14 protein-coding genes are annotated in these 22,887 nt (G+C 54.3%); 6 read left to right on the top strand and 8 right to left on the bottom strand.

Features of this window, described 5'->3' with window-relative positions; translation table 11 throughout:
- Nucleotides 1–4: 4 nt before the first annotated feature.
- Entirely contained in the window at nt 5–1,390 is a 1,386-nt protein-coding gene (locus FH871_RS26785; RefSeq protein WP_138994487.1) for an FAD-binding oxidoreductase, read from the top strand.
- 122 nt (nt 1,391–1,512) lie between these two features.
- Here FH871_RS26785 and FH871_RS26780 read toward each other — a convergent pair whose 3' ends face one another.
- Nucleotides 1,513–2,547 carry a DUF3500 domain-containing protein gene (locus FH871_RS26780; protein ID WP_229317610.1) on the bottom strand — a complete coding sequence of 345 codons (1,035 nt, stop codon included), beginning with the start codon at nt 2,545–2,547 and terminating at the stop codon, nt 1,513–1,515.
- A gap of 291 nt (nt 2,548–2,838) precedes the next feature.
- Between FH871_RS26780 and FH871_RS26775 the strand changes: the two genes are divergently transcribed.
- The 3 genes from FH871_RS26775 to FH871_RS26765 all read left to right on the top strand — a co-directional run bounded on the left by FH871_RS26775 (nt 2,839) and on the right by FH871_RS26765 (nt 9,842).
- Nucleotides 2,839–7,758: a glycoside hydrolase family 44 protein gene (locus FH871_RS26775; RefSeq protein ID WP_138994486.1), complete on the top strand. Its 4,920-nt coding sequence runs from the start codon at nt 2,839–2,841 to the stop codon at nt 7,756–7,758.
- A gap of 142 nt (nt 7,759–7,900) precedes the next feature.
- Nucleotides 7,901–9,103, top strand: a complete 1,203-nt coding sequence (locus FH871_RS26770) for a sensor histidine kinase (RefSeq protein WP_229317603.1) — start codon at nt 7,901–7,903, stop codon at nt 9,101–9,103.
- The gene (locus tag FH871_RS26765) at nt 9,075–9,842 is read left to right on the top strand and encodes a LytTR family DNA-binding domain-containing protein (protein WP_138994485.1); all 768 of its coding nucleotides are present in this window, start codon (nt 9,075–9,077) and stop codon (nt 9,840–9,842) included. The genes FH871_RS26770 and FH871_RS26765 overlap by 29 nt, the downstream gene beginning before the upstream one ends.
- A gap of 89 nt (nt 9,843–9,931) precedes the next feature.
- Here FH871_RS26765 and FH871_RS26760 read toward each other — a convergent pair whose 3' ends face one another.
- Both FH871_RS26760 and FH871_RS26755 read right to left on the bottom strand, forming a co-directional pair.
- Nucleotides 9,932–10,630, bottom strand: a complete 699-nt coding sequence (locus FH871_RS26760; protein WP_138994484.1) for a DUF1080 domain-containing protein — start codon at nt 10,628–10,630, stop codon at nt 9,932–9,934.
- Between the two features lie 146 nt (nt 10,631–10,776).
- Entirely contained in the window at nt 10,777–12,180 is a 1,404-nt protein-coding gene (locus tag FH871_RS26755; RefSeq protein WP_138994483.1) for a Gfo/Idh/MocA family protein, read from the bottom strand.
- Between the two features lie 311 nt (nt 12,181–12,491).
- Between FH871_RS26755 and FH871_RS26750 the strand changes: the two genes are divergently transcribed.
- A complete protein-coding gene (locus tag FH871_RS26750) occupies nt 12,492–13,763 on the top strand; it encodes a Gfo/Idh/MocA family oxidoreductase (RefSeq protein ID WP_138994482.1) in 1,272 nt (423 codons plus the stop codon).
- 37 nt (nt 13,764–13,800) lie between these two features.
- Nucleotides 13,801–17,184, top strand: coding sequence for a DUF1080 domain-containing protein (locus FH871_RS26745; RefSeq protein WP_138994481.1), 3,384 nt, complete (start codon nt 13,801–13,803; stop codon nt 17,182–17,184).
- Nucleotides 17,185–17,296: 112 nt separating this feature from the next.
- On the opposite strand, the gene FH871_RS26740 is transcribed toward FH871_RS26745, so the two are convergent.
- From FH871_RS26740 to FH871_RS26720, 5 genes are all read right to left on the bottom strand, one after another.
- A complete protein-coding gene (locus FH871_RS26740) occupies nt 17,297–18,217 on the bottom strand; it encodes a hypothetical protein (protein WP_138994480.1) in 921 nt (306 codons plus the stop codon).
- Between the two features lie 142 nt (nt 18,218–18,359).
- A complete protein-coding gene (locus FH871_RS26735; protein WP_138994479.1) occupies nt 18,360–18,788 on the bottom strand; it encodes a response regulator in 429 nt (142 codons plus the stop codon).
- Between the two features lie 50 nt (nt 18,789–18,838).
- The gene (locus FH871_RS26730) at nt 18,839–19,315 is read right to left on the bottom strand and encodes a hypothetical protein (RefSeq protein WP_138994478.1); all 477 of its coding nucleotides are present in this window, start codon (nt 19,313–19,315) and stop codon (nt 18,839–18,841) included.
- 108 nt (nt 19,316–19,423) lie between these two features.
- Nucleotides 19,424–19,993 (bottom strand): hypothetical protein, encoded by a 570-nt coding sequence (locus FH871_RS26725; protein ID WP_138994477.1) that lies wholly within the window; start codon nt 19,991–19,993, stop codon nt 19,424–19,426.
- 313 nt (nt 19,994–20,306) lie between these two features.
- Nucleotides 20,307–22,793, bottom strand: a complete 2,487-nt coding sequence (locus FH871_RS26720; protein WP_138994476.1) for a hypothetical protein — start codon at nt 22,791–22,793, stop codon at nt 20,307–20,309.
- Nucleotides 22,794–22,887 lie beyond the last annotated feature (94 nt).

Here is a 22,887-nt window from a genome sequence, read left to right as displayed (position 1 = left end):
CCGCATGGACGATCTGCTCAGACAACGCGTTTCCTCGGCGCTACAGGCTCTTTTGGGCGACCGGGTGACGGACCAACCGGAAATCCGGAAGCAACACGGAGCCGGGTTTAGTTACCACACTTGTCAGCCACCGGATTGGGTGGTTTATCCCCAGACGACGGAAGAAATTGCCGCGATCGTCCGACTTTGCCAGGAACATCAGCTTCCCATCATTCCATTTGGTGCCGGAACCTCGGTGGAAGGCCACGTTCTGGCGCTGAAAGGGGGCGTTTGTGTCGATCTCCGGTTGATGAATCAGATTCTGGAAGTCGATGCGGCCAATCGGTGCGCTACGGTTCAGGCGGGAGTGACCCGAAATCAACTGGATGCCTGGCTGGAAGGCAGCGGTTTCTTTTTTCCAATCGGCCCCGGCGTCAATGCCACGCTGGGCGGTATGGCCAGCACCCGGGCGTCCGGAACGAATGCGGTTCGCTACGGAACCATGAAAGACAATGTACTGTCGCTAACGGTGGTATTGCCAGACGGCCAGGTGATCAGAACGGGGAGTAAGGCCCGAAAATCCTCGACCGGTTATGACCTCACCCGGCTCTACATCGGTTCGGAAGGCACCCTGGGGATTCTGGCCGAACTGACCCTGAAATTGCACAGCTACCCGGAGGCCATCTATGCGGCTGTTTGCTCCTTTCCGGATGTGGAAGCTGCCGTCAATACCGCCATCCAAACGATTCAGGCTGGCGTGGCGATTGCCAAAATTGAGTTGCTGGATGCGCTGATGATGCAGGCCGTCAACCGGTATTCGGGTCTCGGGTATCCCGAAAAACCGACGTTATTTCTGGAATTTCACGGTTCCCCGGCCGAAATCGAAGGACAGATCCAGCGCGTAGAGGCTTTTGCGAGTCGGTTCGAGGGGACTGATTTGATCTGGGAGCAGGAAGAAGCCGCCCGCCTGAAATTATGGCAGGCCCGGACGGATGCCGCCCCGGCCGCCCTGGCGATGGTGCCCGGTTCCAGTATGATGTCGACCGATGTGTGCGTACCGATTTCGCGGCTGGCTCAGTGCATTGTCGATACGCAAGCTGATCTGGCCGAAACCGGACTTTTTGCTCCCATTCTCGGACACGTGGGCGACGGCAATTTTCACCTCACCATCCCGATTGACCCCGCAGACCCCGGCCAGTTTGAAAAAGCCAAAGCCCTGAACAAGCGGCTGGTGCAGCGGGCGCTGGCGCTGGAAGGAACCTGTTCGGGGGAACACGGGATTGGCATCGGGAAACTGGCGTATCTGGCTCAGGAACACGGCGAAGCCCTCGACGTGATGCGGGCCATCAAACAGGCCCTCGACCCCAACAACCTAATGAACCCCGGAAAATTGCTGCCGCCGGTTTCGTAATACCCTGAATCATGGATAAAATAAGCGGCAAGTGGCTGACTTACTGGCACTGGTTGTCCATCAACAGGCTACAACATTGACCATCCCTACGGGATTATACGCGTTGACTTTACTGTCGTCTTTTATTTGTGCTGCGATTTGTAATGTTCCGCCAGCACATCTTCGCCAAAGTCACTGGTTAAATCCCGCACTACGGTGTGGGTATGGTTGGCCTGATTCTGCGCATTGTCGTATTCGATCAGCAGTGTGGGGCCGTGAATGCGGTAATACTGGCCTTTGCCGGGACCAAAACCGGGTTGCCGGTCGCCCGCCCAGGCAAACACCAGTTTGTCCAGGCCGATTTTTTTCAGCTTGTCCATCTGCTGATTTTTCAGCGTCACGTGGTAGTTGTTCAGGTAGGTATCCAGCAACGTCAGAAAGGTTTTCTGCTGGCTTTCCGTCAGTTTCGGAAACGGAATGCCCTCCATTTTTTCGATGGATACTTTCCGAACGTTGGTGGAGAAAATTTCCTGGGGGGAGGTTTCACTCATGAGGGCCATCTTTAACTGGTCGCTGTTCAGGGAGTTAACCAGCGCCAGCCCCAATTCGGCTTCCTGTTTCAGAATTTGTTTGCCTTTCTGGGGGACATCGACCCGAACGATGTCCGGATTGCTGCCGAGAAACGTGGGTGTCATGCCCGATATTTTGCCCGTCAGCGACGAAAATTGCCACAATAAATGGTGCCCATTGAGCCGCCAGCCCCAGGGTTCCTTGCTGTTCGGTTCGCCAAAAAACGTGAAAAAGTAGTTGATTGGATCGCGGTGGGTGTCGTTCGGCGGGCGGTTTTCCTGTACGCGCAGCACATTTTCCATGTCCATGATGGCCGCTGTCTTCTCAAATCCCTGTTCACTCATGGCCAGTTTCACCAGGGCCATGGCGGCTTTTTGCTGCTCGGGTGTCATTTTTTTCATCGACAGCCCTTTGCGCGGAACCGGCGTGTAATACCACACAAACCGCTCATCATCGTTGAACGGATAGAGCGCCAGTTTGCGCTGCTCTTCATCCAGGGTTTTCAGGAAGGAGGTCACGGCGGCTGCCATTTCCTTGCCGATGGGTTCGCGGGTAGGGGGCGTAAAGGCGAGCAGAAACCCGGTCAGGAGAATGAAGTACTTTTTCATGAAGGCTTAGGAATTTTGGGGGGAAGATACGGAATTTTACGGTTTGTGGTACTATAACTTGTTTTCCGGAACCGGTCTGAGAGCCGAAGCCGCACCCTCCCTTCTTTTCATCCGCTACAAACCCCCGTTTGAATAATAGAAAATCCAGTTCAGCCATTTGTGCTTAATCCCCGGATTTCAGATGCTGTATTTTGTCTGATAAATAACCGGCTCAATCTCTTTTTTGACCCTTCGTCCGGACGTTCAGTATAACAACAAAACAAGTCCACTATTCACTTATCATTTACCACCGTGCCACAACCTGTAAACAACAACCGGTTTCGGAGCTTCCGGCTTCTGAAACCGAGGCTTTTCTGGAAGTCTTCCCTGTTAGGCCTCATGCTCATTTTGTTAAGTCGATACGCCTACAGCCAGACCCGTGTCAATTTTAGCATCAATCCACAAAATTCCCGCAAGCCAATCAGCCCGCTGATTTACGGCACCAACGACCAGTATCCCTACGCGACCGCCAAACGGCTGGGCGGCAACCGCATTACGAACTACAACTGGGAAAACAATGCGTCGAACGCCGGTTTCGACTGGTTTCACGAAAGTGATAACTACGTCCCCGGACAACAGAATGTGCCTGAAAATCAGTACGATGTTCCGGGAGCTGCCCTGTCGACGTTTCACCAGCGGTCGTTGAACCAGAACGCTTACTCGCTGGTGACGCTTCCCATGGCGAAATACGTGACGAAGGATAAAAACGGGGCCGTTACGCCGGAACAGGCCGCCCCGTCGAGCCGTTGGGCGGCCGTCAAATACCGTAAACCCAGCCCGTTCACTCTGCTGCCCGATGTCAACGATGGCGACGTGTACGTGGACGAGGAACTAAATTACCTGCAACACCACTTTGGCCGGAGCAATACACCCCGGGGTGTTCGGGGCTATGCGCTGGACAACGAACCGGGCTTATGGGCCAGCTCCCACAGCCGGATGTGGGGAACAACGCCGGTCAGCGTTCGCTACCTGATGGACAACTCCTTTGAATTGGCCCAGCGCATCAAGGAAATGGACCCCACCGCCGAAGTTTTTGGCCCCGCATCGTTTGGGATCTCGGAGTTTGAAAACCTGCAGTTTGCGCCTGACTGGGACCAGGAAAAGGGCAATTATCCCATTTTTCTGGATTTGTACCTGGGGAAAATGCGGGAAAAAGAGCAGCAGGGCGGAAAGCGTTTGCTCGACGTGCTGGACGTACACTGGTATCCGGAACGGAGAAATGACGGCCTTCGCCCGACTGACAACCGGACCGACTACGCCAACAATGCCGCCCGCATGGCCATGACCCGTTCGTTGTGGGACCCGACGTATAATGAGGGGACGTTCGTGAGCGATGATCCGGTCAAACGGCAACTATTTTTGCCTTTTCTGCCCAAAATGCACCAGCACATCGCACAGTATTATCCGGGAACGAAACTGGCCATTACCGAATACAGCTACATGGGGCTGACGCACGCTTCCGGCGGAATTGCCCAGGCCGACGCGCTGGGGATTTTTGGCAAGCAGGGCGTTTACCTGGCTACCTACTGGGGTGGCGTCGTGGATTTTATCAAATCGGGCTTTGACCTGTACCGGAACTACGACGGGCAGGGTGGTCACTTTGGCGATACTTCGGTGGAATCAAGTACGGGTGATCTGGTCAATACCTCGGTTTTTGCGGCCATCAACGGCAGCGACGATTCGAAACTGCACGTCGTGGCCCTCAGCAAAAACCAGGATGGCCCCATAACCGCCACGTTTACCATCGGCGGCAGCCGGTCATACAAAAGTGCGACGGTTTGGGCGTTCGACAATTCCAGCCCGGTGCTGAAACAATTGAAAAGTGTTCGGACCATCAACGACAATACCTTCGAATACGTCCTGCCAGCGCTGACGGCCTGCCATTTCGTTTTGTCGGAAGAAAATATTGCCATTTATCCCGACATCACCGAAACGACGATCAATCCGTCGGCGGGCTATTCCGACGGGACGGCAACGTTTGAACTGACGGCCAAAGTCGCCGATGGCGACAATGATCTCGCGGGTGTAACGGCCGATCTGAGTCCGCTGGGCGGTGGTACTGCCGTGGCATTTACCCCCAGTGCGACGGCAGCGGGGTTGTATCGCCTGTCGGTTCAGGTGCCCGCCGGAACCGCGGCCGGATCGAAATCCATTAAAATTACCGCGAAGGATGCGGCCAATCACACCGCCGAAGCCGCCGTTTCGTACCGGGTCATCAAGCGGACGGCGGAAACCGTGATCTGGGATGGCGACGAAATCAAGCGGGGCACCGGCGGGTCTTACTACGATCCGAGTGATACGCAGGCGCGAAATGCAAAAATAGAACGGCGCGAAACCGGTGGCCAGCATCAGCCGGGCAGTCTGTTCATGCACTTCGAACACGCCAATAACCGCTACAACACCATGACCTGGCGGCTAACGGATAACGACAATCCTGCCGACGCCCGGGACATCCGGGATTTCGGAGCCCTGGAGTTCTCCCTCAAATCGAATGCGCCCGAAAATTCCGATATCGAAGTGAGTCTGCGGGATGCCACGGCGCAACTGCACACCTCCAATACCGTGTGGCTGAAGCAGGGCGGTTACCTCGGTTCGCTGAATTCCAGTGGCTATACGCGGGTTAAAATTCCGCTGTCGGCCTTCACGACCGACTCGCAAATTGATCTCGGACAGATCTGGCAGTTGAATTTTAACTGCAACACGGCCCAGAAACCGTTCGATGTGTGGATCGACGACGTGCGGGTGTTACCGTATTCCAACCCGGTTTTGCAACCCGTTATCCGCGAAACGGGGATTACGCCGACCGCCGGATATGCCGATGGGAAAACGACCGTTACGATTTTTGCCCAGGTAGACGATCCGGACAACAATCTGCGGACGGTAACCGTCGATCTGGCTCCGCTGGGGCTTACCAATAAACAGGCCATGACGCTCGAAAATGGCCGGTATGCGGCTACGGTAACGGTTCCGTCGGGCGTTGTCAAAGGCGCAAAGCAACTCAACATCGCGGCTGTGGATGCCGAGGGTAACTCCGCCGATGCGTCGGTTCAGTTCACGGTGAATGAGCCAGCCAGTTCCGTGGTTCTGTGGGATGGCGATGTGGTGAATACCGGAAAACCGACCACGCTCAATGCGGTGACGACCTGCGTGGTCGATGAAGCCAACGGCAACAAGGCTCCCAAAAGCATGAAAATGCACTTCGATATGGCCGACAACGGTTTTGCCGCGATGGTTTGGGACTGGAACGAAAATACCAACGACGAAGCCATCAAAGACCTGAGCACCAAGGGTTACGTAACGTTTTACGTGAAAGTCAGCAACCCCGGAGAAAACTTCGATTTTCAGGTGTTTCTGAAAGATCGCTCTGCCGCCAGCACCTCGCCCGTGCCGGTGCGCGGAGGAGGGTATGTGACGGGTTTTACCGGTGATTACCAGCGGGTTCGGGTTCCGATGAGCGCGCTGCTGGCGGGTGACAAAATTGATACGAAACAGGTAACGCGGATCGGTTTTCTGTCGACCGGACTGGACAAGGCCTATGATTTCTGGGTCGATGACATCGAAGCGGGGGGCAGCAACGTTGCGGATGTCAAACTGACGACGCAAAATGCCGCCTGTGGTTCTACCGGAGCCATTCGGGTGGTTTCCATCAACGGCAGTGAAGCGGTTTCGGGGTATACGTTTTACCTGAACAACGTGGTCAATCCGGCCGGGGCGCATGTAGCGGTTTTCAGCAATCTGGCCCCCGGAAAATACGATTTACGAATTGAGGGGAACGACGGTTTTCTGTATTACGAAAACGTACCCGTCGGTGGGGGCACCAATCCGCTGTCGGCGGCCATTGTGCAGAACCAGACGACGCTGGATCTGACCGTTTCGGGCGGTAGCGGTTCCTACAGCTATCGTTGGTCGAATGGCGGTACGACGGAAGATCTGACCAACGCAACGCCCGGTACGTATCGCGTCACGGTGACGGATCAGGTGAGCGGCTGTACCATCGAAGCATCCATAACCGCAACGGGAGGAACCGCCAGCGCGGACTTTGTGGTGACCGACGCGACGTGTAAACCCAATGGCCGGATTGAGGTACAAAATGTTACCGGCTCGGGAGGTAACACGAAGTATGCCATCAATGGAAAACCGAATCCGGCGGGGGCCGACCAGCCGGTTTTTAGCGACCTGGCTGTGGGCGATTACGAGATTGTGGTTACGGGCGACGGCGATTTCCGGTTGGCCAAAACCGTTTCCGTGCAGGACAAGGGCGAAAAACCGGTCGTTCAGGCGGAGGTCAGTATCGAAAATGAAAAAGCGTACATTAATCTGAATGTTACCGGTGGCAGTGGAATTTACATCTACAAATGGTCGGAAGGATCGGAATCCCAAAATCTGTGGGAAGTGCTCGACGGCACGTACCAGGTGGAGGTGAGCGATGCGGCTACGGGCTGTAGCACGACGGCGTCCTACACCATCGTCATTCCCGGAATCGAACTGACCCCGGAGAACCCCAGTTGCGCGCCCAACGGAAAAATCCGGGTAACCGCCGTGAAGGGTTCGGGTGGGAATAATAAATACTACATCAACGGTGAGCCGAATCCGGCCGGGATCAACAACCCCGAGTTTGGCGGGCTGGTGCCGGGGACCTTCCGCATCAAAGTAGAAGGCGAGGGCGGTTTTCAGATTGAAAAAGAGGTGACGCTGGAAGGGTCCGGTTCGGCACCGGAAGTCACGGCCAACGTCAGCTACCTAAACGGCAAGGGCTACATCAACCTGAACGTTACGGGCGGGAGTGGTATCTATACCTACGAGTGGTCCAATGGTGCCACCACCCTGAACATCTGGGAAGTTCCGGCGGGTACGTATTCCGTCGTGGTCACCGACCTCGTCAGCCAATGCAAAACGACTTATTCAGCAACGCTGAGTGACGCCAGTGAAAGCATTATGATTTACCCCAACCCGGTGGTGGGTCAGGAACAGGTGCTGGTTCGCTACAATTTTGTGGATACCCAGGTTCGGAAAGTGGTGTTGAAAGATCACGTTGGCGTGGTGGTGTATACCGCCGATGTAGCCGAACATGCTACTGAAATAACCGTGCCGGTTCGGAATCTGCGGAGTGGGACCTATCTGGTAGTTTTGGAGGGAAAAACGCTGATAACGAAACACTTGATTGTTCAGTAGGGTAGTCGTTCTACCCGGTTTTACACGGCAACCCGCACGGGTTGCCGTGTATTTGTTTAAAAGAAAGGGAGGAGTGTAAGAAAAATTGCTTTGCCTTTAAAGAGAGCCGCCCGGGACCCGGCTATCGTTGTTCTGTTCATACATGAAATTCACCATCGATCGCTTGTTGCAGACTTCGGGTCTGCCGCTGACCGTCCGCCAGTTCTGGTGGTACAGTTTTTTCTACTGGAGTTTTTTTTCGCTGATCTGGTATGGTCAGGCCGCTATGGTCTGGTTGCTCACGCCCAATGCCCGGCTGTATTTCACCGACACGCTCTACTGGCTCATCGAGTTGTTGTACTGGTGGGGTGCAACGCCCCTGATCATTTTCTGCGCCCAGCGGTTTTCGCTCCTCAAAACCCAGCGTGCCAGCCGGTTCATCACCCAGGTGCTGACACATCTGCTGATTGCTGCGGTGTTGTATGGGATCGAACTGGTGGTGGAACACCTGCTGCTGGGGGCCGCTATTGCCCACGAGCAGGGAAAGGTGATCACCGTCCGGCGGGTGATGACGGTTTTTTTCCTGAGTTTTGGCAACGCGTTTGCCCAGTACATGCTGCTGGTGGTTTGTTATACCGTGTTGACGCACGTCTACCAACTGCAATCGCTGAAACAGCAACATTTGCAGGCCGAACTGGTTAATGAACAGCTCAAGAGCCAGTTGGCCAATGCGCAGTTGCAGGCGTTGAAAATGCAGTTAAATCCTCATTTTCTGTTCAATACGCTCCATACGGTGGTCAGTTTGATGCTGCGGAACCAGACCCGCCGGGCCGCCCTGATGGTGACGACGCTGAGCGACCTGCTCCGGAGCGTGCTGGTCCGTCAGCAAGCCAACTTCATCTCGGTGCGCGATGAGCTGACGCTGACCCGGCAGTACCTGTCGATCCAGCAAATTCGTTTTGAAGACCGCTTGATGGTCGACTATGAGATTGCGCCTGAAGCGGAAGAATGCCTGTTGCCGCAGTTGATTCTGCAACCCATCGTTGAAAACGCCATCACCCACGGTATTGCCGACCTCACCGAGGGCGCGCTGATTCGCATCACGGCGCAACGGCTTGGCGATACCGTCGTAATTCAGGTGTTCGACAATGGGTTGGGTCAGGAACAACTGCACGATACGTCCGGGATGGGTCTGGGCCTGTCCAACACCCTTTCGCGGCTGGAGAAAGCGTACGGCGAACAGGCGACGATGCAGTTCGATCAGCCGCCGGGGGGCACCACCACCGTCAGCTTGCGGATTCCCTGCCAGTGTTCCTTGTTAAATTCAACGGTATCCCATGAACCCGTATCACACGCTCATCATTGACGACGAACTGGCCGCCCGCGAGGTGATCCGTACGTTGCTGGCCGACACGCCCATGCTCCGGGTGGTCGACGAAGCGGCCAATGGCCTGGAGGCTGTGCAGAAAATTCTGCTTCACCGCCCGCACCTGATTTTTCTCGACATTCAGATGCCCCGGCTCGACGGTTTCAGCGTGCTGCGGAAAGTCTGGCCCGACCACCAGCCGACGGTGGTGTTCACGACGGCCTACGATCAGTATGCCCTCCAGGCTTTCGAAGTCAACGCCATCGATTATTTGCTCAAGCCTTTCGACGAGATTCGCTTCGGGCAGGCGCTGGGCCGGGCCATCGAGCGGCTCAACAACCAGAACCAGCCCAAAATCGAGGCCCTGCTGGCCCAACTGCTCAGTGCGCACACACCCACACCCCCGCGCGAGTACCTGTCGCGGGTGCTGGTGAAGGAGCAGGGCCGGATGTATTTCGTGAATCTGAACGACGTGCAGTACCTGGATGCGGACGGCAATTACATCACCCTGCACACGGCCACCGGCAAACACATCGTGTACGACAGCCTGACGAAGCTCGAAACCCGACTCGATCCGAACCAGTTTGTGCGGATGCACCGCTCACACATTGTCAATCTGGCCTACGTTCAGGAAGTGGAAACGCATTTCAACGGCGATTACATCGTTCACCTCAAGCTGGGGCAGACGCTGAAATGGACCCGCAATTACCGGGACAAAATTCAGGCGTTTCTGGGGTAAGGGTTCTTTCTACGTTATAAAAACGGGTCGTTGCCGGGCGGTTTCAAAAACCGTCCCGGCAACGACCCGTTAACAAATCCTCTAAAATCCTACAACTCCCGAATCCGGATGTTTTTATACCAGACCACTTCTTTCGGGCTGTGGTTTTGCAGCGCGATTTTGCCTTTGGCGTGGGCTTTGGCATAATTCCAGTCTTTGAACTTGCTGCCGGCCACCATCTTCTGCCACTCGTCCCCGCCGTAATGGTATTCCACCACTTTCTTGCCGTTCAAGTAATGCTCGACATGGTTGTTGTTCACCACAATCCGGCCTTTGTTCCATTGCCCGGCGGGTTTGTTGATGGTCAGGTCATTGGGCGCAATCATGTCGTAGTTGGCACCGGTCAACTGGCTGCCTTTCAGTTTGGCACCGTCGCCCAACTGGTAGCCGGTATCGTCGATCACCTGGTATTCGGGGCCGGACCAGTACGTGGCCTTGTTCGCCGGATCTTCGATCACTTTGTAAACCACCCCGCTGTTGCTTTTGGGCGGCAGTTTGAACTCAAACTCCAGCTCGAAATTCTCGTATTCCTTGTCCGTCACGAGGTCACCGCCGGTGCCGTCGGGCGTCAGCGTTCCGTCTTCGATGTTCCAGCCAATGGCCTTGTCTTTCAGGTAACTGTGCCAGCCTTTCGTGGATTTTCCGTCGAACAGTGACACCCATTTGCCGGGTTTCGAGCCAGCATTCGAAAGGCTCATGAGGGTAATGACGCCCGCCAGCAGGGCCAGGGCAAAGGTTGCTTTTTTCATGGTTTTGTAGGGTTTGTTTTTCCTTCAATATTCAATATTCGTTATTCATGATTCGATATTGATACCTTATTGTCAGGTACTTATTGGAAAATTGACTTCTTAATATCGAATATTGAATAACGAATACAGAATAATGAAAGGGAAACCTAAACTGCATTCATAATTTTCATGGCATTCGGATCCCAGTTGACGATCTGCTTTTTAAACAGACTGATGTTGCCACACTGCGTCGGTCCACAGGCCCGAAGCCCGAAGGTTGCATCTTCGGCCACCGGTTTCTGGTTGCGAACCGAATCGAAGAAGTTGACAAAGTGTTCGTAGCGATCGCCTTTGTAATCTTTCGGCGTCTTGTAGACCATTTCGCGCGGGCCTTCCATTTCGGGGCGCTCGGGATACATTTTTTTGTATTCCTTCAGGTACGCTTCCTGCTGGTCTTTCGGGAAATTGCTGATCGACAGACCGGGCGCTTTGGGCAGTTTGTGGTGCCGAACCGTCAGGCTATCCCAGCCAACCGACAGATCGCCTTCCGTACCGACCAGCCGAACCAGATAACCGCCACCGCCACCATCGACGAAGTTGCTCCGCGTCGTCAGGTTAAATTCCGGATGCTCGGCGGTTTTGGGATAATCGAAAATAGCAAGGTGGATATCAGGCACATCGCGCCCGTCTTTCCAGAACCGCAGCCCACCGCTGGCATACACCCGGTTGGGGCCTTTAGAACCCGTGATGGTGTGGAGCGTCGTCAGCAGGTGAACGTAGAGGTCACCGGCTACACCCGTTCCATAATCCTGGTAGTTTCTCCATCTGAAAAACCGCTTCGGGTCCCACTCACGCTTTTTAGCGGTTCCCAAATAGGTGTCCCAGTCAACGGTTTGGGGCGATGCATCCGGCGGAATGGAATATTGCCAGGCACCCATCGCACTGTGACGGTCATATTGGGCTTCGGCAAAAACCAACTCGCCAATATCGCCAGCTTTCAGGAGGTCTTTGGCTTTGGCGATGATGATGGAACTGGCAAACTGGCTGCCCACCTGAAACACTTTACCGGTTTCTTTCTGAACTTTGATCAGGGTATGGCCATCTTCAACCTTCTGCACCATCGGCTTTTCACAATAGACGTGCTTGCCTTTGCGCATGGCGTCGGTCGAGATTTTTTCGTGCCAGTGGTCGGTCGTTCCGTTGATAATGACATCGACATCCGACCGTTCGAGCACCTGGCGGTAGTCGCGGGTGGTGAACAAACCGTCGCCCCACAACTCTTTGGCCCGGCGCAAACGACCGTCGTAGAGGTCACAGGCGGCAATAATTTCGGTTCCTTCGACCATCAGCGCGGTCTCCGTATCCCCAATGCCCATACCGCCCGTTCCGATGAGTCCGATGCGGACTTTATCGTTAGCGGCTGTGCTGCTATGACTTTTCACTAAATGAAGGTACATCGGAGCCGTTCCGGCCTGGGCGAACGAAGACGGAACGGCCGCGGCTGCGGTTCCGGCCAATCCTAATGTTTTTAGAAAGGACCGACGAGAAGGAACCTGTTCAGGGTTTTCCATAGAATTAAATTAGGCGTTTACAGGAAGCCGTAATTTACGACTTTTTAGTTTACGTCGGGAAAAACACCCTGCGAAATGAGGTGATTGGGCGCGTGATGGTCTTATTAAGGGGAAAAGTAGTAGTATTGTAAATCCACCCGAAAATGCAGAATTAGGCCGTATTTTTCATCCCTTCGTTATTCGGGATTCAGTGTTCAATATTCGGGATTCAGTGTTAGTTATTCAATATTTGTATTTTTTAGAACCAAATAACGAATATTGAACACCGAATACCGAATAACGAAGGGGACTGACTATAACAAACTGACGAGATGGCAGTAAAAAAGACCCCTTCAAGACGTACCTTTCTCAAAAACTCGCTGGGAACCCTGGCGGCATTTTCCATCGTTCCGCGCCATGTGCTGGGCAAAGGCTATCTGGCGCCCAGCGACCAGCTTTCCAAAGGCATCATCGGCGTTGGTGGCATGGGACGGGGACACATTCCCTACGCCGGAACGCGCGTGGCGGCCATTTGCGACGTCGATACGCGGCACCTGGAACTGGCCAAAGGGATCATCAAAGACCCCGCGCTCAAAACCTTCAGGGATTTCCGGGAATTGATTCAACTGCCCGAAGTCGATATTGTCCACATTGCCACCCCGCCCCACTGGCACGGCATCATGGCGGCTGAAGCGGCCCGCGCCGGAAAAGACATCTGGTGCGAAAAACCGATGACCACCACCATCGGCGAAGGCAAGCGGGTGATGGAAGCCGTGCAGCAACACGGCCGGATTTTTCGGCTCAACACCTGGTTTCGGTTCGAATCCAATTTCTACGGCATGGGAACGCCCGTCAAACCCATCAAGAAGCTGGTCGACAGTGGTTTGCTGGGCTGGCCCCTGAAAGTAACCGTGAGCAAACACACCGGTTTCGACTGGAAATTTTACTGGGTCGGAAAAACCGACCTGGAGCCCATGCCGGTGCCACCCGAACTGGATTACGAAACCTGGCTGGGTCCGGCTCCCTACAAACCGTATAACGAGCACCGGGTTCATAATACGTTCCGGGGCTATTGGGACTATGACGGGGGCGGACTGGGCGACATGGGACAACATTATTTAGACCCCATTCAGTATTTTCTGGGGAAAGACGACACCAGCCCGGTTTCGGTCGAAATCGACGCGCCCCAGCAACATCCCGACGCCGTTGGCACCTGGCGACGCATCGAGTATACCTACGCCGATGGCTGTAAAATCATTCTGGATGGCGAGGGCAAAGACGTCAACATGCCGTATATCGAAGGGCCGAAAGGGAAATTGTATCAAGGTTTCAAGTCCGACATTCCGGATTTGCAAAAGAAACTGGCGGCTTTTCCCGAGCCGTTGCCGCAGCAAACCGACTTTGTGGACGCCGTTCGGGGGCGCAAGCGGTTTGCACTCAACGAAGCCAATGGCTACCGTTCCTGTACCCTCATCAACATGGGGAAGATCGCCCTGCAACTGGGCCGATCACTGAAATTTGATCCGGTCAATCAGGTATTTGTCAACGACGAGGGCGCCAATCGGCTAATTGACCAGCCCATGCGCGCACCCTGGATTCTGTAATAACTGCCGTTGGCCCTTTTAACCTCGTTATCCTGTCATGAAATTTCCTCAGATGGCCTTTGCGGGCCTGTTTTTACTCACTACAACCAGTTGGGCGCAACCCAAACCCGATCCGCGCCCCCTCGAAAACCGGGTCGCTGACGAGCTGGCGCAACTACCAGCTTTAGACAGTAAGCAGTTGATCGCCAGCATGGACGCGATGGCCGCTTTGGGATCGGCCGGCCTTCAGGAAATGATTTCACGGCTGGCGGCACCCGGCAAAGGCGATAACACGGCCCTGGAATACGCGCTGGGCGGTTTTTCCTATTACGTTACCAAACCGGGCAAGGAAGCACAACGGGCGGTGGCGGTACGGGCCTACGGGCAGTCGCTGGAGAAACTAACCGACCCGGAAAGTAAGGCGTTTATCCTCAGTCAATTGCAGATTGTCGGGAAAGACGATGCCGTTGTTTTTCTGAAACCCTATCTGACCGATGAACGGCTTTGCGCTCCGGCGGTTCGGGCGTTGGTCAAAATCAATACACCCTCGGCTCAGAAAGCGGTGTTGCAAGCCCTGGCCGAATCGCAGGGGACCAGCCGGTTGTCGCTGGTGAAAGCCCTGGGCGACACGCGCTACCAGCCCGCAGCTCCGGCGCTGATGCCGTTGGTGGAGCAGAGTGATCCCAAACTCAGCAAGGTGGCGATGTATGCCCTGGCCCGACTGGGGTCTTCGGCTGCCGGAGCGGTTTTGGCCAAAGCCGCCGAACAAAGCGGTTTTACGTATAATGTAACGGAAGCTACGGCCAGCTACCTCGATTACCTCAAACAACTCTCGGTGTCGGGCAAAAAAACGCAGGCCGACGCCCTGGCCCGGAAGCTGCTGGAACAGTGCACGGATGCGAAACAGGTTCATACGCGCGCAGCCGCGCTGAAAATTCTGGTCGATAACAACCGGGAAAAAAGCCTGCCCCTGCTCACCACGGCGGTGCAGGACCCATCGGGTGAATACCGGGTTGCGGCTTTGAAACTGGCGACGGGTTTGAAGAATAAACCGATCAATCTGCAACTAGCCAAACTGATTGCCAAAACCGCCGGCGATGTGCAGGCGGATTTGATTACCCAACTGGGACTAACCGGCGATACGGCTCTGACACCGGTTTTGTTAGCGGGTCTGAAAAGTGACGATCAGACGGTTCGGCTGGCGACTATTTCGGCCCTGGCCCGCACCGGGCAGCAAAGGGTATTGCCCGATTTGCTGGCGTTGATGAAGCGCGGAACTTCGCAGGAAATAATGGCGATCCGGGATGCGGTGTTGACCCTGAAAGGCGCGGACGTTGTGGCCCAAATCACGCACGCGCTGCCGAGCATGCCCGCCGAAGCCCGGGCGGCTTTGCTGACAGTGCTGGGAACCCGCGCTGCCGGATCGAGCGTGCAACAGGTACTGGCTCAGGCTCAGGACAGCGATACCACCATCAGTCAGGCGGCCGCGGCCGCGTTACCGTTTCTGGTTGGACCGGAGCAACTTCCGCAACTGGTGACTTTATTAACCACTGCAACGCAGCCCAAAACCATTCGCTCGTTGCAGCAGGCACTGGCAGCCGCGACGGTTTCGGTAGGCGACTCGCTCCAACGGACAGACTTGTTACTCAGCACAATGCAGCAGTCGCCAACAGCCGCACAACCGCGTTTTCTGGGGGCTTTTGCCGATATCGGCGGGCCGAAAGCATTACAAATCGTGCAGGAATCTTTCGGGAAAGGTGAAGGTATTGCCCAGCCTGCTGCCGTAGTGGCTCTGTCGGAGTGGTCGACGCCCGAAGCGGCTCCGGCTTTGCTGGCGATTGCGCGGCAAAACAGCGTGGTTTCCGAATCGGCCTTGAGCGGTTATCTCAAACTGATCGACCGGTCAACTTTTCCGGCCGACCAGCGTTTGCTGCTCCTCCGGGATGCGATGGAAGTAGCCCGAACCCCGCAGCAAAAAACCGAAATCCTGAAATCGGTCAGCCGCTGCCGGACGTTTTTGGCGCTGGTTTTTGCCGGAAACTATCTGGACGATCCGGCGGTGCAGCAACAGGCAGCCGCGACGGTTTGGTCGGTTGCCGCATCCAGCCGGGATTTTACGGGGGATGTGGTGCGGAAGTTGCTGGAAAAAGCCAGCCAGGTCATCACCGGTCCCGACAGCGACGCCCAGCGGCAGGCCATCCAGCGACGCTTGCAAACCCTGCCCGCTGGCGACGGTTTTGTGGCCCTCTTCAACGGAAAAGATCTTTCAGGCTGGAAAGGGCTGGTGGAAAACCCGGTCAAACGAAGCAAGCTGAGCGCGGATTCGCTGGCTCTGAAACAGCAGAAGGCCGATGAAATCATGCGGGCAGGCTGGTCGGTCAAGGACGGGTTACTGGTTTTTAACGGCCACGGAAACAACATCTGCACGACAAAACCGTACCAGGATTTCGAGATGCTGGTCGATTGGAAAATTACCAAAGAAGGCGACGCCGGTATTTACCTGCGCGGCACCCCGCAGGTACAGATCTGGGACCCGGCGCGGACGAATGTGGGCGCACAGGTTGGCTCGGGCGGATTGTATAACAACCAGAAGTTTGCCAGCAAACCGCTGAAACGGGCCGACAATCCGGTGGGCGAATGGAATACGTTCCGGATCATCATGAAAGGCGAACGCGTGACGGTTTATCTGAATGGCGAACTGGTAACGGACAACACGGTTCTGGAAAACTACTGGGATCGCAGTCAGCCTATTTTCCCATCGGAACAGATTGAACTTCAGGCACATGGTACTTACGTGGCCTACCGGAATATGTATATCAAAGAATTGCCCCAACCCAAACCGTATCAAGTGACCGAAGCCGAAAAACAGGACGGTTTTCAGGCGTTGTTCAACGGCCGCGATTTCAGTCAGTGGACCGGCAATACGAAGGATTATGTCGCCGAAGACGGCGACATCGTCTGGTACAACAACGGGGGGAAAGGCAATCTGTATACGAAAAAAGAATACGCGGATTTTGTGTTCCGGTTTGAATTTCAGCTAACTCCCGGTGCAAACAATGGACTGGGCATCCGCGCTCCACTGGAGGGCGATGCGGCTTATGCAGGCATGGAACTCCAGATTCTGGATAATGACGCAGATATTTACAAAAAGCTGGAGGTATATCAGTACCACGGGTCGGTCTACGGCGTGATTCCGGCGAAACGCGGGGCGCTCAAACCGCTGGGTGAATGGAACTATCAGGAAGTAACCGTAAAGGGTAATCAGGTGAAAGTGGTGTTGAACGGGATTCAGATTCTAAACGGCGACATTGCCGAAGCCAGCAAAAACGGGACGCTGGATCACAAGGAGCATCCCGGTTTGCAACGCACCAAAGGCCACATCGGTTTTCTGGGCCACGGCTCCGTGCTGCGGTTTCGGAACATTCGGGTGAAGGAACTGTAGAAGGGGGAATTTAATTTTAAATGTAAAATGATGACTGCTAAATGTAAAAGTACCCGCGTAGGGAACACTTTTACATTTAGCAGTCATCATTTTACATTTAAAATTCTTTTTATTAAACCACGTCTTCCCGGGCCGCAGCCGGATCGTTGTATTTTCGATCCAGTTGATCGGTCGATTTCATATCCGACGGTGCCTGGGCGGTGGATTCCTGCATCGGCTGTTTTTTGATCGCACTTTCGTCCAGCGTTTCCTTCGGCTGATCCAGCATCTGGGCGGTTTCTTCCGGGCGCTCGGCGGATTGATACGGTTCCTTGTCTTTCTCGTTAACGTCGTAGGGATGTTCCGAAGAGCCCGTATCCGGGTTTTCGGTCATGCCTTCGTCGGTTTTGGGCTTGATGTAATTGGCCGGGCCGGGACCCTCGTTGGCGTCGGAGTCGACCAAATCCGGGGCTTTTTCTTTCTCTCCGGGCTGCTGGCTTTGCGTTGGCACATCCGCGCCGGGCATCGTATCCGCCAGTCCGCTGGTGGGCGTGTCTTTCGTGTTGCCCTCATTGGAAATCTGGCTATCGACATTTCCGGCATTGTTCACCTCGTGCGACCGTCCCGGTTCACTGGGCTCCGTAATTTCGGGTTTGTCCGGTTTCGGGGTCGACGGCAAATCCGGGATTTCGGGGCCGGGCGACGGGGGCGGAGTAGGCTGGTTCGGAAATTCGGGCGACGACGGAATCGGATTGTTCGGGTCGGGGGTCGACGGAAGCTCCGGAATCATATCTGCCTGGGGATGATCCGATTTGATATCGACCACATCGAAAGTCCGTTGGTTGGGCGAGTTCAGTCCACGCTCCACATCGTCGGTATACCGATCGCTCAGGTCGTCGGTTACTTCTGTTTCGAGGTGGGCGGTCGGCACTAATTTCCCATCGACCAATTTGACCATATGCGTATCGGCCTGATCCTGACCGTATTTTGTATCAGCGTTTTCGTTGGATACCAGATCCGCCTGTTGCGAATCATGAAACACATTCGATTCCATACCGTTTGTTACGAGTTAGTGAATAGAAATTCTTCCAAGACTGCGGTTATCAAAAACCGTTGTAATGTCCTTATAACTTCCGGTATAGCAAAAGGTTTTTGATTAAATCAGATAAAAAAATCCCGGAAGGATTCTACTGGCTTTACCGATGAAAGCGGCTGGAAGGGGTGGAAGCTACGCGCAACCAGAAGTTGCAGAGGTCCTCGACTACGGATTTGTAATCATTGAATGAATCCGGTTTTTTGACGTACGAGTTGGCGCCCAGTTCATACGCCCGGTCGATGTCGGGCTGGGAACTTGACGTACTGAAAATCAGGACCGGCATCAGGGTATACCGGGGGTCGGCGCGTAGTTTTCCCAGCACCTCAAAACCGCTCATCAGGGGCATGTTGAGGTCAAGCAGCAAAAAAGAAGGCAAAATCTTTACGGTTTCCAGCCGTGACAACAGATCCATTCCACTGGTCGCAATCAGTACTCTCTCCTCGTTCAAACACACTTTAAATGCTTCCTGTATCAAAAATAGATCATCATCGTCGTCATCTACGACGGCTATAATCTGTTTGTTTTTCATACGATATTGACCAAAAAACCGCTGGCTATTGACAGCCCCGGTCGGGACCCTCAGGCCCAACGCCCGCGGTGATGCTGATTCAAATTTTGGGTTGATAATAAACTGTCTTCTACTTTAATGGTAGGCAGGGCAACGCGTTTTTTCCAGTAGGAGCAAAAATGCGCCATCGATGCTTCCCAGTTTTCCGGCCTGGGCATGTAACAGGTTGCGCCCCACCGGTATGCCAGCCTGACCTGCTCCGGATCGTTGCCGCTCCCGTAGATGATCACCGGAATCCGCCGAAGCACCGGATGCTGTTTCAACAGTTCCAGCATTTTCTCCGGTTTGCCGGTGTCCCGATCCAGCATAATCAGGGCTGGAACAAACAGCGCATCCGCCAAACCCTTCTGAAAATAGGCATTCAGGGTAGCATCTTCCTGGGCCGACAGATGCCGGTTTGGGACGCCATAGCTCCGAAAAGCGTCTGCCAGCGCCTGGCGGTCGGGGTTGTCGGAGCCAATGAGTAAGATGGATAAGGGGCCGGTCATGGTTTCAAAAAATGAAATGTAATCCAGGTCATTAATCAAAAATAAAACGAGCCAATGGAAAAAAAGTTAGCCTAACCGCCTAAAATCCAATACTTAAAGCATTAATGCTTAGCCTAATCTTCTAATAATTAAACTATTGACGAGGTCGAAGAAAGCGGCTGGCTTCAAGGTACGCCAATTGTCGATCTCATCCAGTGTACCGCCAAAATTCATGTAGTAATCGAGCCGGAAGCGTTTCCATTCGCTCTCGACAAAGTCCCGGAAATTGACGGCGGCAATCCAGCCATCCTCCACATCTTCAAACCACTCTTCATAATAGCTGTCGTCGGAACCGTGGAAGTTCAGGATGTTTTCGCCCACCAGAATGAATTTGTTGATCTGCTCATTCACCAGCGGATCGATCACCTGCCGTTTCAGATACATGATGTCGTTGTGCAGCGTGTCGTTCCACTCGCCGAAGAGTTCGATCACCACAAACCGGCGGTCGTAGTCGGCAAAGAGAATTTTGCAGTACAGCGTCTCCGACCCGATTTCGTCCCAGAGCGGGTGAATGTAATACCCATAAATCGTATTGGTGTATTGGGTCATGTTGTAGACGCGGCCAAAAAAAGGCGAATTCGGATCATCCGACGCGTTGTACCATTTCTCCCAATTATAGAAAGGCTCAATCTCGTGCATAGAAAACCGGCGGATTACGGGAAGAACCGGCTATAACAAAGATAACAAAAGTATTTCGCACGAAGGGTCAGAAATACCAACTGTCTGCCAACGAAAAAGTCCAGTAGCTGAGCCTCTGGACTTTCTGTCGGAAACGTGTATGGCTGATGAAGCGCGCTACCTCCATAGTACTCTTCATCGCGTGTCACATACCTACGAATGACCCGGATGTTTAGATTGCAGGAATTTGAAAAAAGTTAAAAAAAATTATTCTGTGTGAAATTATTTTCCTTAACCAACTGATAAATAGATAGATAAAAGATAAAATTTTTTTTTACTTGTACTGAAAAAAAGCTGTAGCCTCGCAATCTTTGTTGCTTTTGAACCGAATCCAGCGGGCCTGGAAGCTTTTCGGAAAGGTGTGGCTGAACGTCTGGCCAGGTTTAACCGTCACTTCCTGGTATGTCATCCAGGGACCGTTGCCCACCGGATCGACTTCAATGGTGAACGTAACGGGGGACGTTGCTTTGTGGGAAAGTTGCAGACTTCGCTGGTCGTAAAAACCGATGAGGTACGGGTCGGAGGAGTCATTGGCTTTAACTGCGGAGTTTTTCCACGGGCCGCCGTGACCGGTCGGTTTTCCCAGTTTCCACAAATCATCGATGGCCCCGGCCCAGATGGCGGCTTTTTTGTCATCCGACACCACAATGTGGTCGTTCTGAGTGGTCAACTTGGGGTCTAAGCCGGTCATAATCAGCAGGCCCCGGTATGATGCGTAGTCGTTGATGCGGAGGCTGTGCGACGAAACCGGGCGGATTTTAGCGTAACCGTCGGCATTTTCGGCGGGCAGTTCATAAAAAGTGCCGTGTGCATTGAACAAATCACGCTCCGTGGCCACTTCCCGGCAAATGCGGAGAGCCGCCTGGTTGGTCAGGCTGGTATAGGCGTCGTTTCCGAGCGGGAGCCGCCAGCGTCGGCCCTTGCCATCGACCACCAATACCGATGATTCCTCGATGGTCACGGCCTGTTGCGGAATGGCAAACTTGCTTTTGATGAACGCCATGGCTTTGTCATCTTCCTTGCGAACCAGTTTCATGTCGCCGTCCAGTTCGTAATACCCAACTTCAGTGGCTTTTCCACCCGCGTAATCCAGTGCGGCCATGCCCAGCGCACGCCGGTTGTTGCCCAGGCCGTAGATCAAACCGCCGGAGGTGTTGGCGGCTGTTACGTTGCTTAAACCGGCAAAAATGGAATTTTGACGGGTCGCCCGGGTGTCGTTTGCCGAATAGAAAAAGTGCGCCGATGCATTGGTTCCCTGACTCGGTTTGATCCGAATCCATTCGCCGGGATCGTTGGCCGTAAACTCCAGATTGACGGCTTTTTTGGCACCAACCGCTACGGTTTTCAAGGTCGTCCAGGAACCGTTGCCGGTTTTGTCCACCTCAAAAACGAAGCTCACATCGGTGTCGCCGTGGTTCTGAATCCAGGCCGAGCGGTTGGGCCAGCCCGCAAACAGAAATGGCTCCGAGGTCTCTCCGGTTTTGACGGCTTCGTTTAGCCAGACGGCCCCTTCGGCGGTGTTGGGTCCGAGTTGATCGGGCAGACTGGTGGACGTAAACCACAGGTTGGAATTCGACTGGCCGGGGCCTTCAATGTCGCCTTTGGCTTTCCGTTTGTTCAAAAACTCCTTCTGCGCCGAATCGTCGCAGCCAAAAACCAGTTGGTCGTTCCAGAGGGTGTAATCACCGATCACTTTCAGATAGGCCGACCGGGGCCGGATGCCTGCCGAATTTTTAGATGAGAACTGGCCGGGAAACCGCCAGAACAAACCGTGCATCGTCATCAGATAGTCCGGTTGCTGGGCGGTGCCGACGTCGCGGATGCGGGGCCATTCGGTGTTCCAGCCGTGGGCACCGTCGTAGCTGTGGCTCGCTTTCGGCAGTCGGAAAAAACGCCATTCACCGGCATCACGAACGCCCATCAAAACCGATTTATGATCCCAGCCCGTGGCCCAGATCGGATCGGTGGCGGGGTTTTTGTTGCCGTAAATACCGCCGGGTCCGGTTACTTCTACGAACTGGTTCCGGCGCACTACCTTCCAGTTCTTGCCGTCCCACTCCGACAAAGAACCGGCCTCGATGTCAAACTGCTTGAGTGCCTGCGGACCGGGCTCGCCGTTGTTGGAATACACCAGCACGCCCTGACCGGAATACAGCCCCTTGCCGTGTGCACCGGGGAGCAATGCCCCCGCGTGGTTGTTCGATTCGTCGGCTCCTTTTTTGGTTTTGACGTTGCCATCTTCATAGAGCAGCGTAGGAGTCAGGGTTTTGACATCGACTTCATAAAAACCTTCTTCCATCGTGCCGTAATAGATTTTGCCTTTCGGGTCGGTCAGATGTCGGGCGTTACCGGTATGGCGGCCGGGCATGATCTTGGGCGAAATTACCCGCACGGTTCCTTTGGCATCGATGGCGTAAGGCCCGATAAAAAGCTGGTTGCTTTCCGGGTGAATCATCCGGTTGGCGGGGGTACCGCCGATGCTTTCAGTCCGGACAATTTGTTTCAGATCCGGCGTTATTTCGTAGAGTTTATCCGACGAGCCAAAGGGCAAATGCGGCCCGTAGGTGACGGCCCAGAGCTTGCCGGCCCAGGGCACCACCGCGCCGGTGCCACACTCGCCCTCGTTGTTATACATGGCCAGATGCGGGTAAATACCGCTGTAGGATTTTCCGGTTTTGGATTGGGCGTTTGCCGAATTAAGATTGACCGTTCCGGCGATTAACGTGCCGATGAGGTAAGCGGAAAGAATGTTTTTTTTCATCCTTGAAGGAATTGATTATTGTAATCGTTAAGCTGTTTATAGGAACGCTGATTGAACGGATTAAACGGATTTACACCGATTAAAATCCGTTTTG

The organism is Larkinella sp. C7 (assembly GCF_006149005.1).
Lineage (GTDB): Bacteria > Bacteroidota > Bacteroidia > Cytophagales > Spirosomataceae > Larkinella.
Note: the sequence above shows the minus strand (reverse complement) of the source record. Positions and strands in the feature narration are given on the sequence as shown.

Excerpts from the sequence above, each read along its gene's own strand:
- FH871_RS26785 (WP_138994487.1), top strand. The coding sequence starts at position 5 with ATGGACGATCTGCTCAGACAACGCGTTTCCTCGGCGCTACAGGCTCTT.
- FH871_RS26780 (WP_229317610.1), bottom strand. The coding sequence starts at position 2,547 with ATGAAAAAGTACTTCATTCTCCTGACCGGGTTTCTGCTCGCCTTTACG.
- FH871_RS26770 (WP_229317603.1), top strand. The coding sequence starts at position 7,901 with ATGAAATTCACCATCGATCGCTTGTTGCAGACTTCGGGTCTGCCGCTG.
- FH871_RS26765 (WP_138994485.1), top strand. The coding sequence starts at position 9,075 with ATGAACCCGTATCACACGCTCATCATTGACGACGAACTGGCCGCCCGC.
- FH871_RS26760 (WP_138994484.1), bottom strand. The coding sequence starts at position 10,630 with ATGAAAAAAGCAACCTTTGCCCTGGCCCTGCTGGCGGGCGTCATTACC.
- FH871_RS26755 (WP_138994483.1), bottom strand. The coding sequence starts at position 12,180 with ATGGAAAACCCTGAACAGGTTCCTTCTCGTCGGTCCTTTCTAAAAACA.
- FH871_RS26750 (WP_138994482.1), top strand. The coding sequence starts at position 12,492 with ATGGCAGTAAAAAAGACCCCTTCAAGACGTACCTTTCTCAAAAACTCG.
- FH871_RS26745 (WP_138994481.1), top strand. The coding sequence starts at position 13,801 with ATGAAATTTCCTCAGATGGCCTTTGCGGGCCTGTTTTTACTCACTACA.
- FH871_RS26740 (WP_138994480.1), bottom strand. The coding sequence starts at position 18,217 with ATGGAATCGAATGTGTTTCATGATTCGCAACAGGCGGATCTGGTATCC.
- FH871_RS26735 (WP_138994479.1), bottom strand. The coding sequence starts at position 18,788 with ATGAAAAACAAACAGATTATAGCCGTCGTAGATGACGACGATGATGAT.
- FH871_RS26730 (WP_138994478.1), bottom strand. The coding sequence starts at position 19,315 with ATGACCGGCCCCTTATCCATCTTACTCATTGGCTCCGACAACCCCGAC.
- FH871_RS26725 (WP_138994477.1), bottom strand. The coding sequence starts at position 19,993 with ATGCACGAGATTGAGCCTTTCTATAATTGGGAGAAATGGTACAACGCG.
- FH871_RS26720 (WP_138994476.1), bottom strand. The coding sequence starts at position 22,793 with ATGAAAAAAAACATTCTTTCCGCTTACCTCATCGGCACGTTAATCGCC.